A 14797-nucleotide genomic window follows, 5' to 3' on the forward strand; every position below is an offset into this window, starting at 1 on the left:
GTTGGATTATTTGTTTAAGCCTTTTTCATGTATTCGATAAATCATAGCTGCCATTTGTGCTCTAGTTGTAGGATTATTCGGACCAAATCGGCTTGCATTATAGCCGGCCATAATTCCTTCTTGTTTCATCGTTTCAATCGCAACATATGCCCAAAAATTTTGTTCCACATCTTTAAATGAATTTACACGATTATTTACAGATTGACTATAAAATCCGACGTTATAAAAGATTTGAGCCATTTGCGCTCTAGTTAAAAAAGTATTTGGTGAAAAACGTTCATCACCGATACCATTAATTATTTTATGTTGTGCTACTAAAAGAATAGATTCTGAAGCCCAAAAGCTCTTAACCACATCACTAAAGTAGATGTTTTTATTTGTTGACGTCAATGCTAAAAAGTTACTTATAATAGCAGCTGCTTGAGCTCTTGTTATCGAATGATTCGGTTTATATGTACCATCAGGATAGCCAGAGATCCAACCTTTTTCAGTTAAGAAAAGAATCTGTTCTTCGGCCCAATGACCTTCTATGTCTTTTAATTTCCTATCATCATATTGATATAAATCATATTCGTCCATGATGGAGCCTACTTTATTTCGATAGTATTCCCCACCCAAATGAATATAACCGGCATTGGCAATATCGTATAGATATTCTTTGGAAGCTCGCTCATAACTCCATCCCTTTTTCATTCTTTCTTCATAATTGGTTTTTGCGAAACGATACCTTTCGTTTAACAACAAGTTCCCTGCTAAATAATCAACCGCTTCTTTATAGGAAGTAAAAGCCCGATACCAGTTATCTCTTCTTTTGCTTTCATCATATATTTTGCGGTCTTTTCCGTAATCGATTAGAACAGGTACCGGTTCATAATCTTCATCAGGTTGTCCCTTCAGGTGCCAGCCGTTCTTCGGATTATATCCCCAGACCTTTATCCCGAAAAGATTATTTGCATTCACTGCTATTCTTGTTGTTCCATAGCCGCTTTCCAGAATGGCCATTCCAATGATCGCACTAGCAGGGATTCCCCACTTTTCATTTGCTCTCATTGCATATGTATAAATTTCATTAATAAAGTCTTCCTTCATTTTGGTTGAAGGAAATTCGTATGTAGATAAATAAGCGTTACTATTTCTTCCTGACTTCTCATCTTCATAAGGTAAAGGATTCAGGCTGTTTGCACTCGAAGTAAACGGGCCACTATTTAAAACTAGTAAAGAAAGTAAAATTAATAGTAATACTCTGATTAATTTTATCAAATTTGCAACTCCTTTAATATTCAAATAATAGACTTAAACACTATCATCATAGCAGTTTTTTATTAGATTTAGTGCATAGAATCTCATTTTATTACTACTAATTCATGGTTGTACTTCCGGACTTTACCTATCCCGAACCCCCTTTCCAAACAAAAAACGACTATTCATCCAGCTGGATAAACGGTCGTTTGAAAAATTAATTTAATAAAAGCAATTGAATTCTCCTGCATTTTATACTAATTACTCAAATAATTAATAAGAATATAAATTTCATATTAGGGTAGAAGTAAAAAAGTAAAGTAAATTTTTAAAGAAAGAGGGGATTTCATGCAGGAGATAATCCTAATCCTGGTCATACAGCTCGTTTACGTGCCGTTAATGACATTACGAACAATTTTCTTAGTCAAAGATATGAGACTTCTTGCTTCAATTTTTGGGTTTTTAGAAGTTTTAATTAACGTATTTGCACTTTCTATCATTTTTAGTGGTGATCAGAACTTTATCGCAATGATTGTGTATGCACTCGGATTTAGTATTGGGATACCAATAGGAACAATGATTGAAAACAAACTGGCTATTGGTTTTGTCTCAGTTACAATCAATACTCAGCAAAAAAATCAGGAATTGATCGAAACATTAAGAAACAGCGGCTTTGCCATCACGACATCTGTCAGTGAAGGTCGTGACAGTGAACGTTATAAATATGAGATTTTGGCTAAACGAAACCGAGAAAAAGAATTATTCGCCCTTGTTGAATCGATTGAACCAAAGGCATTTATTATTTCATATGAGCCAAAATCATTCAAAGGCGGTTTCTTAGTCGATCGTATGCGTAAATTTAAACTTAGACGTTAAAATAAAAATGAGCTAGATTCAATGATTCTAGCTCATTTTTTATGCATCTTCAGTTTTAACCCTTCCTTAATTGCCCAATATTGATGGGCATGTAATAAGAGATCCCGGGCTTTACCTGTCTCAATCCATTTTATAAAGTGGTCGTCATCAATGGGATCTTGGATTTTATTTAATAATTGTGCGAATTAGAAATAGCCATCATTAAGAATTGGCTCTTTTTTGGTTGAGAGAAAAAAGCACTTTGCGTTCCCTACAAAAGAACCAATCACTACGTTATATCCTGTTTCTTCAAGTATTTCTCTTTCCAGGCATTGCGAATGGTTTTCATGATCTTCAATCCCGCCACCTGGCAAAAAGTAATCCCCTCTTGTAGTTTGGACTGTTAAGACACGAGTCATTGTTGAATTAAAAATTACTGCATAAATCCCTTTTCTCATTTCATAATTAAGGCCATTTAATTTCTCTCCAAATACTTTCACTATTTTCACCTACTGCTAAAAGTATTGTTAGCATCCACTGCTATATATGTATTGCTATAAGGAAGCATATGAATTCTCTTTACATTCCATAGCATTTTAAATTCTTCAATCGGCACCTTTCGATTATAGTTCTGCTGTTTTTCTTCACAATTCACTAAATGACTTAATGACTCTGAAAGGTAAATATGCTCTTTGTCATAACCTACTACTGGAACAAAATGCAGATTTTTGAGATCCTTCTGTACTTTAATAAAAACAATTACGGGAGTTCCTTTACTGACTTCGTACTTTAATGTATCAATAGTTCCTTTATAATAATTTGTCTTAAATCCGTTATTTCTTAAAACAGTACGGATTCCTTTTGGATATACATTTCCAGCTTTTGTTTTATTGGGAAAATGCTTATATAACGCTTCTCCTTCAGCCTCCTTACCAAAGTGACGCAGCAGGTAAGCTGTTGAAAATGCCGCGCATTCCGTATCTTTTTGGAAATCGATTCGATTCTTTTGAAGAATCATGTAGGTAGTCGGAAAATCCTTTTTTCGTATAACCGGAATAGGTAAAGTCATTAAATAATTGTTAATCGACACTGAGATAATTACCCATAAAGCAACTGTATTTATTATAAACATGCTACTCCCCCAATATATGAAATCAACGTGTGTCTACTTTTCTTTTTTTACTATAATTCGTAATAACGTTTTCATTCTCTCTTCAAAATCTGAATGTCCCCAATAAAGCATTGCATTTTCAATACCTTCTTCACCTGTTAAACGTTTTACTAAAAGATAAGCAATATAATAACCAATCCGACTGTAGCCAAAAGTTTGACCCCCATTAATCGAGAACCATTCTTTAAATATTTCTGCTGATGTACTTTGAATTAAATCTTTTTGAAAAGCATTGATAATGGTTGCTATATTTTTTTCACAGAATGAAAGCCACTCCGGATCACGTTTATATGCAAAATAAATATCTTGGTCTACATTTACTACTAAAGTTGATAAAAAAGTTGCTACACCCTCTTGCAATAGCCATGTCAACGGATTAGACCATTGAATATCTTTTGCTTCAATCCCATTATGTGTTGTGTAAAGATGATGGACTGCATGGCCAAATTCATGCGCAATTATTACGTTAATGCCCTCTTCATATGGTTCAAAATTTTCAACACAAAAAGCAATATGAGGATCCATGGAACGATAAGTATAAGCATTCGAACCACCTAGACCGACAAAAATATAAACATCTTTTGAAAATATTATCGGAAACCGCTTTTCGTATTCTTTTGTAATCTGGGGTGTGAGCGATTTTAATTTCTTTGCAACCCAGTTCATTTGATCAATCATATTTGGATGCGCTTTTAAAGCATTTTCAAGTTTCAGTTCTTTATTGTGACAGTGATTTTCAAAATAATAACTAAAGATTTCTGGATGATGATTAAAGTAACTTTCGTAGTACTCTTTTGAAGGCTCGTATTGATTTAGAAATGGACTTGCTAGATTGTATATTTTCATGAATATTTCTCCAATCATTTTTAATTATTACTTTCCATCAACGAAGTTACTCAAATTCAATTAAATCCCCAACTTTATATTCTTCTGTCACGATTTCTCCTATCTGGTCTATGCTTACTTCAAAAATAATTGTATTCAATGCCTCTCTCATTGATACTTCGTTTAATCCTTTAGAATAAAAGACAAATTCTTGCACATACGAGGCGACATTCTCACCTTCATTATTTTGTTCACTTCCGCCTCCAAACCAATAACGGTCAGTAGTATCAAATGAATCGATCGCATCTTTCCAACTATCGCTAAATGAAAATTCCACTTTCTGTCCAGCTACATTGTCTACTTCCACGTTGAATGTAAATTTCCTGAAATCATCTATTTGAGGATTTTTTAACTCATGAGTCCCTACACTTTCAAATTCATCCTCTGTCAACTGTGAAATTGCGGTTTCAATTGTTGTAATAGGTTCATCTTTGTTACTGCAAGCAGTCGTGATGTGCAAAATGGAAAACAAACAGAATAAAAACAATAATTTTTTCATCCTTATCCCCCTTATAAATCTTGCGATAACCTAATCATATCGATACACTGAATGCCATTCTCGTAAATTTCTTCTGAATAATGCTTAATAAAATAGTTATGATCAACTGAAACGATTCTAAAACCGCATTTTTGATATAAAGCTAATTGCCCAATACTTGAATTTCCCGTACCAATTTCAATCGTTTTATACCCCTGTGTTTTGGCAACACGAATCGCATGACTTACTAATAATTTTCCGATTCCTTTTCCCTGATAATTTTCAGCTACTGCTACATTGACAATTTCTACAGTTTGCGGTCTTGTCGGTAACAGTACATAGACGCCAATGGTTTGCTCTTCATTTTCGGCTATAAAACATTCCCCCTTTGCTACATAATCTTCAACGATAATTTTTGAAGGGTCCGCCAATAATAACAATTCCAAGGGCACCTTTTCCTGTTTTTCCAGCCTTTTAATCTCCACACTTATCCCCCTATATTTCTCGATTAGTTTTGTTTATGGATATCTTTTTCTAACTCTTTTTCAATGTCGTCATTACTCAAGTTAGGCATTTCTTCTTCAATTTTATATTTCTTTTTTATTAAAATTCCAAGTTCCGAATAATTAATCCCATGCTTGACTGCAAAAAATACAACGATGTAAAGCAAAAATCCTAAAAAGGCAAATGATAATAAATCCATGAAATCCTCTCCTTATATTTTAAATTTTACCATAATTGTAGAGTCGAACCTGATAAGATCAAAAAACCAGATGGCTAAATTCCATCCGGTTCATTGTACTGTTTGCTATTAATTGCTAATTAGTTTTACTTTTTCACAGCTGGTGGGCCAAATTCACCTAGCTGTAAATCACGGAATGCTTCTCTGATTTCTTCTTTTGTATTCATCACAAACGGTCCACCTAGAGCGACTTCTTCTCTAATTGGGACACCTGAATAAATCAAAACTTTAGACCGTGTTGATGCTTTAATTTTTAATTCGCTTGATTTTACTTCTGAGCCATCTTCGTTAAATGAAATCGTTGCTGCTCCCGTTTTCGTTATTTTTGTCTTGCTTTCCCCAAATTCCATCTCTCCTGCCAACATAAACAGGAATGAATTATGGTTTTCGGGTAAAACATGTGTGTATTCAGCACCTTCACGAAGAGTAATTTCTGTCATCGTAATCGGAACTAAACTTTGCATAGGTCCTGTTACACCTGCAATATCCCCTGAATAAACCCGAACGAATCCGCCATCGATATTGACTACAGGTGCATCTTCAACAAAAATATTTTGATAAGACGTTTTTGTATGCTTTAAACTTTTCGGCAGATTTAGCCATAGCTGCAATGTATGAATCAAGTCGTCCTCGAACGCTTCTTCTGCATGTCTAGCTGCCCAACCGGCGTTCATATATTGGACATCCCTGGCATTTAAAATGCTGTAACCGCCAGCATTATCAATATGTTCTAGTCTGCCATCTACAACATATGTTACAGTTTGAAAGCCACGGTGTGGGTGATCAGAGAAAACGCCACGCTTATACCAATCTTCTGCCATTAAAATAAAAGGATCGAATTCAGCGTTTCGATCAGGATGAAGAATGAATCCTTGTTGCACATGAGGATATCCATTTTTATTGTACTCTGGGTACCAAAAACTTTTAATATCTCTTTGAAAGACTGCATTAGTTGCCAATTCTATTCCTCCCACCAAGGTTACTATGAAAATGTACTATTAAGTTGAAATCTTCCACTTAAAGTTTATCTCATTTTCTCAGCTAACTCTAAAATTATGCCTTCTGGTCCCTGAACAAAGCATAATTTATATATATTATTGTAGTTTTGAGTTTCGCTAATAATTTCCGCGCCTTTCTTTTTCAATTTAACAACGACCGTTTCAATATCTTCAACGGCAAAGGCAATATGATTTTTTAAAGATTGCTGTATACTTTCTATCTCTGAGTCTGTATGAAACTTGACCAGTTCAAAATTTGCCTGGCCATCCGACATCCCTAAAAGGACAATGGTTGCTTTCACATCAGTAAACCCGATGATCCGCTCTGCCCATTTCCCATCCACTTCCCCTTCACCAAGTACTTCCAACCCAAATTCAATGAAAAACTCTTTAACCGCCGTAAGATCTTTTACTATGATACCTACATGATCTATTCTATGAATTGCCAAATTTAGTCCTCCCTTGGTCCTGTAACTTTCTATCTTAATAATTCTGCTTAATCTTACTCTATTTGCTTTTATCTTTCTTATCATGCCAAGGTGTCGTTGGCCTTGAATCAGGGTATCCATTTAACTCCCGATATTGCTTCCGTTCATCTGTAAAATGCCACCAACTTTTTTCGCTGTCTGAATGGTTAGCATGATGTACGATACATCTTAACGAATCCTCTACACACGGGTCTTCCCAATAACCGAAGTGTTCCTCTAGGCGATTAGTCAAATCAGCACCATCTTCGTTTTTCAATTCTTCCAAAGAATAATAACCCAATTCAGTAACCCATTGAGCCAACTTCGGTCCAATTGAAGGGATAGTTTGGAATTGAGCTAGTCCACGGAGGTATTTAGCACGTTCGGAAGTTGATTGTAAACATGCAGTTAATTGTGTTATGTCCAAAAGTGCGATTTCATTTAATTTCACTTTGCACTTTCTTAAATTTATTCTTTCTTCAGATGTTAAAGGAAGCTTTGGAGAGGACTTTTTCATCTATATTCACCTAACTTATACTTAATTTATATTTCAATTAGTTATTTACTTACTTCTTCAATATAAAACAAAGGCAAGGCGAACTACTTATTTAATTCCGACTACACGAATCCTTTTATAATCTGCCACCCAAATGCCTTCACGATACAAAACATCCTTTAAGTTCATTTCTACATTAGCGATTATGTGATCTTGTATTTGTTCGGGAATGCCATAAAATAACATACTGCCAAACATGTCAATCCAATTTCTCAAACCATTTTCACCATCTAAAGGCGTTGGTCGATCATATAGTTGGGCAAAAGTCACGTGGAATCCTGCCTCTTCCATCAGCTTTGAGTACTCTGCAATACTCGGATAATACCAGGGAAATTGTGCTTCTTTAAATTCGTAGCCTGCATTTTTTATTTGTTGAATAATTTCATCTGTAATTGTTTGTACATTGCCTTTTCCTCCAAATTCAGCAACCATTCTACCGCCGTGTTTTAAGCTTTGGTAAATACATTGCACAGCTTCTTTCGGCGCGTGCACCCAATGGAGGGTTGCGTTAGAAAATACCGCATTAAATTCATTTTGATAGGTTAATTTTGTAGCATCTCGAACGGTAAATGGTATGTGCGGGTATTTACTAGACGCTAGTTTCACCATATTTTCAGATTTGTCGATACCTACTACTTCCACGCCATACTCAAATAAAGTATTTGCTAAATCCCCTGTTCCACAACCAAGATCCAGTATTCGTTCTCCTTCCTTAGGAGCTAACAATTCCACCAAACTATTGCCATATTTTGAAACAAACGAGTGCTTATCATCGTATAAACTAGCATTCCATTGATGTTCTGTAACTTTTGAAGTACCCATATTATTCACTCAATTCTGTATAAATTTGTTAGTTCCATTATAATGGAAAATGCTGATATTGAATAACCCGAAAATAAAAAGAGGATTTCACATTACATTGAAATCCCCCCATAATTAATCCATATTCTCTTGCAGTTTGACCATGTTATACCAGCTAACACCGCCATGCTGTGATTCAGAAATGCCGTGGTTTACAAAGCCGAGTTTTTCATAAAAAGAAACCAATTCCTGTTTACATGTTAACGTAATTCCTTGCGTTCATTTTCTTTTACCAACTGCTCCATTTTATTAATTAAGATTCGAGCGATACCTAGATTCCTCGCCTTTTTAGAAACAGCTACTCCTAATATACTTTGGTATCCGCCTTTTTTAGGATTTTCTTTTATTTCTTCAAAAAGGTCATCCGTTATGTATAATTGAGGAATTACTGGACCGTTAATATAACCAACAATCACTCCATCTTTTTCAGCGACAATAAACGTATCCGCGATCAACTTAATTCTTTCCAGAAACGCTTCCCTTGTTGCAGCCTCTTCATTTGTAAAGCCTTCATTTTCAATGACTACCAGCTCTTCTAAATCTGACTTTTGCACATTTCTTAATGTAATCATGTTATTCTCAACTCCTTGATAGATCCATTACTTGTTATTTAATTTTCTTTCAAGTTCCTCAACTCGTTTTTCTAATGTATACAACTGGATTTTTAATGCTGCATCACTTCTGTTTGTTGACCTTAATGTAGATTTAAATAATATATTAAATCCCCAATAGGCGATTAAAAGGCAAATCACGATTATAAATAACCCAATTAAAAACCCAATTAAATTTTCTAAAATAATCTGTTCACTCCTTTAAGATACTAAATCTATATTATTCAGACCAATCTCCGTACTGAATTACTTTAATGGATTCATCCTCTTCCAACAGTTGTTTAAGTAGATAGTTATGACCGCTTCCATATAAAATAACAGACCGCTTTGTTTCAGGAAGAATGGATTTTTTTATATTACGAGCGATTCTTAAATTGCGGTAATACCAATATTTCGAAATCCACTCAAAAGCAATTTCATCATCCGTACCAACTAACAAAATTTCCATACTAAAGCCCGTTTTTATTAAACGTTTATATAATTACAGACTATCCTTTCATAATAGAAGATTTCTTTCTATTAATCTGCCTACTTAATAAAAGTAATATTAGATTATATGTGGTGAAACCAACGATTAGAAAAATGGCCTCTTTCGTCAAACTAATCGGTTCATATCCACTGTGAGTATTAATATGATTTTCTAATCCTTTATACATAAACCAAATACTTAAAGATATTAATCCATATAATACGATTAGGAAAACATAGTGACCGTAAAAAATAATTTTGTTATTGGAAGAACTTAATCGTGCGGTGTATAAAAAAAGACCTCCATAAACAAGCTTCATGATAATGATTTCAGAGACCGCCATTTATGCCCTCCCTTAATCTCTGCAAGCTTTTTTAATTCTTTTGCTCGATTAATAATGAAGCTTTCCATATTTAACGCGACCAATTCCCTAGATTCAAAGTAAATAATATTTTGCATTTCAGCTAATTCTTGAATATCTTCTGTTTCTTTGTTGTATTTGTCATCATACTTCCAATCGATGTTTGCTTCAGCTAAAGCTTCTTGAATATCAATACCATTAGGAGTAATAATCATAACTGTCGGAGGCGAAAAATCATAATCTTCTCCAAAACATCCAGACAATAAAAAAAGTGAAAGCAATCCAATAGCAACGTTTAAATATCTTTTCACAAATAGACCCCCGTTTTTACAAACGCACGCTTATTTCCTACTATATTTTTCCACAGTAATTTGAATGATATAAAGAATCAATAGACCGATTGTTGTCCAGAACGAAAAGAATAAGGCATCGCGCCACTTAGTTTCCTGGAATGCTTCTTGATTAATATATAATCGAATAAAAAATGACAATAAAAAATGATGAGCAGTAAAAAAAGCATCCTTTTGTGTTTAATTATTTTCCACTCCTCTTATTGCAAACTTCAATCAGCTAATAATTTCTTCTCAAAATAGGTTAAGGATAAATGTTCATTTACTTTGATTTCCTTCGTAATCTGAAACCCATTCTTCTTATAAAAAGTAACTGCTGGCGTATTTTTGGATCCAGTTGCTACTATGAATGTTTTTTTATTGTACTTACCTTCAATAAAAGTTAACAGTTTCTGTGCGATTCCTTTACGGAAATGGTCCGGATGAACGATTAATCTATGTATGTCTACTTCATTATCGATAACTTTCACCGATATGGCCGCGCATAGTTCTTCTTTTATATAGTAGCCAAAGAAAGTTTCTCCGCATTGTTTTAAAGTATTTACTGTATCTTTCAATGGTGGGATATCATCATAACCGATAATTTCTGCTTCTACTTTATAAGATGGTATTTGAATCATTAATAGATCTTTCGCATTTTTTGTATTTCGAATGTCAAACTTCTTTATCATGGAACCGCCTCTCTCAACCATTTTAAACTTCCCCCTATTTTTCCAACATATAATATTTCTAGTTACTTTCCCAAGAATACTAGCAATCGTTAACTCTTCTGTAAAATCACGCTCAGTAAGTCTAAATAATACTTAAAATACAAAAAATAAGATATATGAAACTCCAATGATTAATAGAATAAGTGAAACCAAATATTCTTTTGTATCCCTCAAATACACCCAATCCAAATAGAAATGAAAGCCAAAAGTAATCGTATAAAAATATAACCAAAACCACTTCATGGCGTTATCATCCATAATATCTATAAAATAGAAACAACTGAAAGCAATGATTAGAATTGTGACAAACCCTATTCTTTGTATATTTTTGCCACTCGTCTCTGAAACTTTTCCTCTCTCTTTCCCTACAATTAATCTGCCAATAATGAAATTAAGTATACTTAGGATTAACGCTAAAATAGATACTGAAACCTGCACTCATATCCCCCCAGTCAACCTAAAATTAAACATGACAGAACTAATTATGGGAAGTTAACTACAGGTTGTCATTTCCCCCAAGGCTGTTCACCATATTTTTTAAGCATAACGACCTCACCATTGTTATTATTTAATCTGTTATAAACATACTTAATCTTGTATTCATTAGTTTTATCTAACTCTATCTTCTTATAGAAATCCCTCGATAACGATAATTCATAACCGTCAATTAGCAAATAAAGGTCACCATTTTTTTCAATAATATTTTGTTCTTCGAGTTGATAATTACCATCAACGATTACATTAAGAACAGATGTAAAACCGAATATGTATAAAGCCCCAAAAGCCATTAAAATAAAGCTTATTAATAATTTACCTTGGTTCATGTAGCCACCTCCAGTCTTAATATTTTATACGAATTTACAAACGCTAAAGTTTCAAAAATTCACCTTTACATTTGAACCTCTAAGGGCTTTCCCTCATTCAATGTTATTAGTATTCTCATTACTAAACGTAACAGAGTTTTAACATAAATTCCCCAGGTAATTTACATTAATAAAAAAGCGCTGCTCCATAGAGAAACGCGCTCTTCAAATGATTCTTAATAAATATTTTCTAAATCTAATTCTTTAACAATAGTAGATACGAAAGTTTTTAACGGATTCGTGATTGATCTACCTGTCTTCGCTTCAACAAGCTGAGCTGCATCCACCATCGATAATTGAGCAACAGAAATTATTTTATCATCGTAAATAAGTTGTTCTAACATCCTTGCTACTTCCTGATCGTATTCTTTTTTACGTCCTTGCATGATTAAGTCAAACATGTTGTTTAGAACAACAACCTCGATGTTTAACGATTTTTGATAGGTATCAGCAAAAAGTCTAAGACGTTCCATTGTTCCTTCAACGGTCGCCGGATTGGTAAAAAGTAAAGTATGAGGTTGCTGAATATTGCAGATGAAATCAAAGAACGGTTCATCCAATTTAATAATTGGCACTGGTATGGAAAGTTGATCATCCTGTAAAATAGCAATATAGTTTGTACAAGTAATTAAAATAGCATCAACATTGGTTTGGGCAATCCATTCTATTTGCTCTTTTACTTTTTGTTGTGCATCTCCTTCTTGGAAATTCTGAACTGACCTCAATCGTTCCATTAATCCTGGATCAACAAAATGAAGTATTTCGATGTTATATGGAGCAAGTGCATTTTCTATGTATTCAATATTTGAATAATGTGCGTGTAGACAACCTAGTCTTTTTCTCAATTTTATTCCACCTGTAATTTATTTCTAATTATTTTATCAATTTATGAATACTATTGTCTATTTAAATATAAAAACGTAAATCAGCTTGAAAATACCAAGCTGATTTACACCATTAATTCTCCATTTGTTTTTCATTCACATAATCCAAAACAGCACGAGCCTTTAAAAATTCTTCTTGTGCATCGGCAGGAATCATCTCAATTTTTGGTGGTGAAGAGACACCTAATTGCGCCATAACTGTTTCATAGGTTAATAAAGCCAGAATATATTGCTCATATTCTTCAGCTGTTAAAATCTCTTTACTCGATGGTTGATTGTTTAACCTGTCAAAGTAAGGCTGAATTTCATATATGGCCGCTTTAATTTCCTCCAGTTTTTCTTCAGAAACCTTAGAATAATCGATATTACCGTTTTTATCGCCAAATTCAAGCTTTGCATCTGTAATGACATAGAGTATTTCTTTGAACTGTTCAAATTGTTCATTTCCCAGGTCACCTTTTGCTTGGGATAATTTTGCATCAAATAATAAATAACTTTTCATTGTAATATTTGCTATATGTTTTTTTACATTATCAAACGATCCATATAAATCATCTGCAAGTAACGATTGATACGCAAATGCCCCTGTTGGAACCATTAAACAGGCTGCCATAATCATAATCGCTATACGTTTTTTCACAAAACGTTTCACTGTTCCTCCCATTTCTGACTTAGCTTCCTGAATACCTTTCTTACTCCTTTCATGAAGCTGAAATGGGATTTCAATATCCTCTATATCCTGTTTAAAATGATTCCCCATAGTTCTCTACCTCCTTTAAATTTTGGCGAAGTTTATTTAGAGCACGATATAAAATCGATTTTGCTGTTCCGAGCGGGATTTCTAGAATATCTGATATTTCCTTTAACGTACGGTCATTATAATACTTTAATAAAATCACGCTTTTCTCATCTTCTTGCAAAGTATTCATTAGTTCTCGTAAAGATAAAGAAATTGCAATATCTTCAACTTCTTCTCCTGTATGTACTTCAAATTGGGGAATTAGTTGAACCACTTTTTTGTTTTTATTAATTACGTTTAACGCACAATTGATTGTAATTTTCATAAGCCATGTTTTGAAATATTCCGCTTTATTTAAAGTGCTAATATTTTTGAATGACTGATAAGCTACTTCTTGTACGACGTCTAAAGCATCATTTTTATTTTTCACATAGACATAGGCCATTCGATAAATATCTGCTTCATATTTTTGGAAAAGCTCTAAATATGCTTTGTCATTTCCTTTTTGAGCTTTTTTTACTAAGCGTCCAATATTCATAGCAATTCCTCCCTTCATTTTCGTTTTACATCTATTAGACATACGAGAAGAACATTTGGCTTTAAATTTTAAAATTAATTTTTCTCATCATTGGCATTATTCATAAAAAAACGCTTCCCTTATTACGGAAAGCGCCTTAAATTTTATAAGCTATTAAATTTTTGGTTTCTTTAAAAAAAATAAAAATATAAGTTGGATGATGGCAACTAAAATAAATACTACACCTAACAGTGCTAAAGAAAGCCATCTTAGCTCTGGTGTTTGAACTGCACCAGCACCATCTACTTCTCTTAAATAAATAAATGTAGCTAACCCGCCAAATAAGACAATCCAAAACACATTAATCGCCCACCATATTTTTTTCATTCAGTTCCCTCCATAAATAAACCTACGAAAGGAAATCAAATAAGTTTCATAAATTTTACATACAAAAAATTAATTTCCATTTTATTTCTTTTAAGCTTTATTAAACAAATAAATCCCTACAAACATTAAAGCAAGGGCAATGAGTTTCGTCATATTTATCGGATAGACAACCCCACCAAAAAGTCCAAAATGATCAATAACTGCACCGACTAAAATCTGACCGATGATAACAGCCATAAAGGTTGCGGCAACTCCAATAAGATTTACAGAAAAAATATTTATGACAATAAAGAAGGCACCTAATAATCCTCCGATTAATTGCCATTTTGGAACAGTAAATACATTTAAAAAATTTCCCTTTCCAAAAAAGAAAGCCAAAAAGAATAAAGCAAGTGCTCCTACTGTGAAGGAAACTGTAGCGCTTTCTAATACGCCTACTTTCTTACTAAATAAGGCATTGATTTGACTTTGTATCGCAACTGCTGAACCGCCGATCAGCGCTAAAAAAGCAATTATTAATTTCATCACCAATATTTCCTCCAATATGAATACCATGAAACATGTAAATATTGATTTCTATTAAACAATTACATATTCCTTCTTCCATCTGTTAATCGTATCTTTTTAGTAATAATTAGGGATAATATGAGTTCA

At 33.5% G+C, this 14797-nt stretch carries 23 protein-coding genes and 1 pseudogene; 1 reads left to right on the forward strand and 23 read right to left on the reverse strand.

What is annotated here, in order from left to right:
• Positions 1 to 6: 6 nt before the first annotated feature.
• Positions 7 to 1260: an S-layer homology domain-containing protein gene (locus MHH44_RS12190; protein WP_340798723.1), complete on the reverse strand. Its 1254-nt coding sequence runs from the start codon at positions 1258 to 1260 to the stop codon at positions 7 to 9.
• A gap of 327 nt (positions 1261 to 1587) precedes the next feature.
• Between MHH44_RS12190 and MHH44_RS12195 the strand changes: the two genes are divergently transcribed.
• The gene (locus MHH44_RS12195; RefSeq protein WP_008404026.1) at positions 1588 to 2115 is read left to right on the forward strand and encodes a DUF2179 domain-containing protein; all 528 of its coding nucleotides are present in this window, start codon (positions 1588 to 1590) and stop codon (positions 2113 to 2115) included.
• Positions 2116 to 2300: 185 nt separating this feature from the next.
• Here MHH44_RS12195 and MHH44_RS12200 read toward each other — a convergent pair whose 3' ends face one another.
• The 22 genes and pseudogenes from MHH44_RS12200 to MHH44_RS12305 form a co-directional block, all read right to left on the reverse strand.
• Entirely contained in the window at positions 2301 to 2594 is a 294-nt protein-coding gene (locus MHH44_RS12200; protein WP_340798724.1) for an NUDIX domain-containing protein, read from the reverse strand.
• Between the two features lie 5 nt (positions 2595 to 2599).
• On the reverse strand, positions 2600 to 3226 hold the full coding sequence (locus MHH44_RS12205) for a cysteine peptidase family C39 domain-containing protein (RefSeq protein WP_340798725.1): 627 nt from the start codon (positions 3224 to 3226) through the stop codon (positions 2600 to 2602).
• Between the two features lie 33 nt (positions 3227 to 3259).
• The gene (locus tag MHH44_RS12210) at positions 3260 to 4111 is read right to left on the reverse strand and encodes a hypothetical protein (protein WP_340798726.1); all 852 of its coding nucleotides are present in this window, start codon (positions 4109 to 4111) and stop codon (positions 3260 to 3262) included.
• A gap of 46 nt (positions 4112 to 4157) precedes the next feature.
• Positions 4158 to 4649, reverse strand: a complete 492-nt coding sequence (locus tag MHH44_RS12215) for a fructose-bisphosphate aldolase (protein ID WP_340798727.1) — start codon at positions 4647 to 4649, stop codon at positions 4158 to 4160.
• Positions 4650 to 4660: 11 nt separating this feature from the next.
• Positions 4661 to 5113 carry a GNAT family N-acetyltransferase gene (locus tag MHH44_RS12220; protein ID WP_340798728.1) on the reverse strand — a complete coding sequence of 151 codons (453 nt, stop codon included), beginning with the start codon at positions 5111 to 5113 and terminating at the stop codon, positions 4661 to 4663.
• Between the two features lie 23 nt (positions 5114 to 5136).
• The gene (locus MHH44_RS12225; RefSeq protein ID WP_340798729.1) at positions 5137 to 5331 is read right to left on the reverse strand and encodes a hypothetical protein; all 195 of its coding nucleotides are present in this window, start codon (positions 5329 to 5331) and stop codon (positions 5137 to 5139) included.
• A gap of 125 nt (positions 5332 to 5456) precedes the next feature.
• The gene (locus MHH44_RS12230) at positions 5457 to 6329 is read right to left on the reverse strand and encodes a pirin family protein (protein ID WP_340798730.1); all 873 of its coding nucleotides are present in this window, start codon (positions 6327 to 6329) and stop codon (positions 5457 to 5459) included.
• Between the two features lie 65 nt (positions 6330 to 6394).
• A complete protein-coding gene (locus tag MHH44_RS12235) occupies positions 6395 to 6817 on the reverse strand; it encodes a VOC family protein (RefSeq protein WP_340798731.1) in 423 nt (140 codons plus the stop codon).
• Positions 6818 to 6875: 58 nt separating this feature from the next.
• Positions 6876 to 7352 carry a helix-hairpin-helix domain-containing protein gene (locus MHH44_RS12240; protein WP_340798732.1) on the reverse strand — a complete coding sequence of 159 codons (477 nt, stop codon included), beginning with the start codon at positions 7350 to 7352 and terminating at the stop codon, positions 6876 to 6878.
• Between the two features lie 87 nt (positions 7353 to 7439).
• Positions 7440 to 8213: a class I SAM-dependent methyltransferase gene (locus MHH44_RS12245; RefSeq protein WP_340798733.1), complete on the reverse strand. Its 774-nt coding sequence runs from the start codon at positions 8211 to 8213 to the stop codon at positions 7440 to 7442.
• A gap of 114 nt (positions 8214 to 8327) precedes the next feature.
• A pseudogene (locus MHH44_RS12250) lies at positions 8328 to 8821 on the reverse strand (GNAT family N-acetyltransferase).
• 262 nt (positions 8822 to 9083) lie between these two features.
• On the reverse strand, positions 9084 to 9311 hold the full coding sequence (locus MHH44_RS12255) for a DUF5694 domain-containing protein (RefSeq protein ID WP_340798734.1): 228 nt from the start codon (positions 9309 to 9311) through the stop codon (positions 9084 to 9086).
• Positions 9312 to 9351: 40 nt separating this feature from the next.
• Positions 9352 to 9675: a peptide ABC transporter permease gene (locus MHH44_RS12260; protein ID WP_340798735.1), complete on the reverse strand. Its 324-nt coding sequence runs from the start codon at positions 9673 to 9675 to the stop codon at positions 9352 to 9354.
• Positions 9648 to 10004, reverse strand: coding sequence for a hypothetical protein (locus MHH44_RS12265; RefSeq protein ID WP_340798736.1), 357 nt, complete (start codon positions 10002 to 10004; stop codon positions 9648 to 9650). The genes MHH44_RS12260 and MHH44_RS12265 overlap by 28 nt, the downstream gene beginning before the upstream one ends.
• 251 nt (positions 10005 to 10255) lie before the next feature.
• Positions 10256 to 10735, reverse strand: coding sequence for a GNAT family N-acetyltransferase (locus MHH44_RS12270; RefSeq protein WP_340798737.1), 480 nt, complete (start codon positions 10733 to 10735; stop codon positions 10256 to 10258).
• 111 nt (positions 10736 to 10846) lie between these two features.
• Positions 10847 to 11191 (reverse strand): DUF4181 domain-containing protein, encoded by a 345-nt coding sequence (locus MHH44_RS12275; protein WP_340798738.1) that lies wholly within the window; start codon positions 11189 to 11191, stop codon positions 10847 to 10849.
• Positions 11192 to 11259: 68 nt separating this feature from the next.
• Positions 11260 to 11577, reverse strand: a complete 318-nt coding sequence (locus MHH44_RS12280) for a hypothetical protein (protein ID WP_340798739.1) — start codon at positions 11575 to 11577, stop codon at positions 11260 to 11262.
• Positions 11578 to 11792: 215 nt separating this feature from the next.
• Entirely contained in the window at positions 11793 to 12467 is a 675-nt protein-coding gene (locus tag MHH44_RS12285) for a hypothetical protein (protein ID WP_340799514.1), read from the reverse strand.
• A 106-nt stretch (positions 12468 to 12573) separates the two neighbouring features.
• Positions 12574 to 13260: a DUF3600 domain-containing protein gene (locus tag MHH44_RS12290; RefSeq protein ID WP_340798740.1), complete on the reverse strand. Its 687-nt coding sequence runs from the start codon at positions 13258 to 13260 to the stop codon at positions 12574 to 12576.
• Positions 13244 to 13777, reverse strand: coding sequence for a sigma-70 family RNA polymerase sigma factor (locus MHH44_RS12295; RefSeq protein ID WP_340798741.1), 534 nt, complete (start codon positions 13775 to 13777; stop codon positions 13244 to 13246). The genes MHH44_RS12290 and MHH44_RS12295 overlap by 17 nt, the downstream gene beginning before the upstream one ends.
• Before the next feature lie 153 nt (positions 13778 to 13930).
• Positions 13931 to 14143: a DUF3923 family protein gene (locus MHH44_RS12300; protein WP_340798742.1), complete on the reverse strand. Its 213-nt coding sequence runs from the start codon at positions 14141 to 14143 to the stop codon at positions 13931 to 13933.
• A gap of 90 nt (positions 14144 to 14233) precedes the next feature.
• On the reverse strand, positions 14234 to 14668 hold the full coding sequence (locus MHH44_RS12305; protein WP_008404064.1) for a DMT family transporter: 435 nt from the start codon (positions 14666 to 14668) through the stop codon (positions 14234 to 14236).
• Positions 14669 to 14797: the final 129 nt, after the last annotated feature.

This window comes from Solibacillus sp. FSL K6-1126, from assembly GCF_038003445.1.
GTDB classification, from domain to species: domain Bacteria; phylum Bacillota; class Bacilli; order Bacillales_A; family Planococcaceae; genus Solibacillus; species Solibacillus silvestris.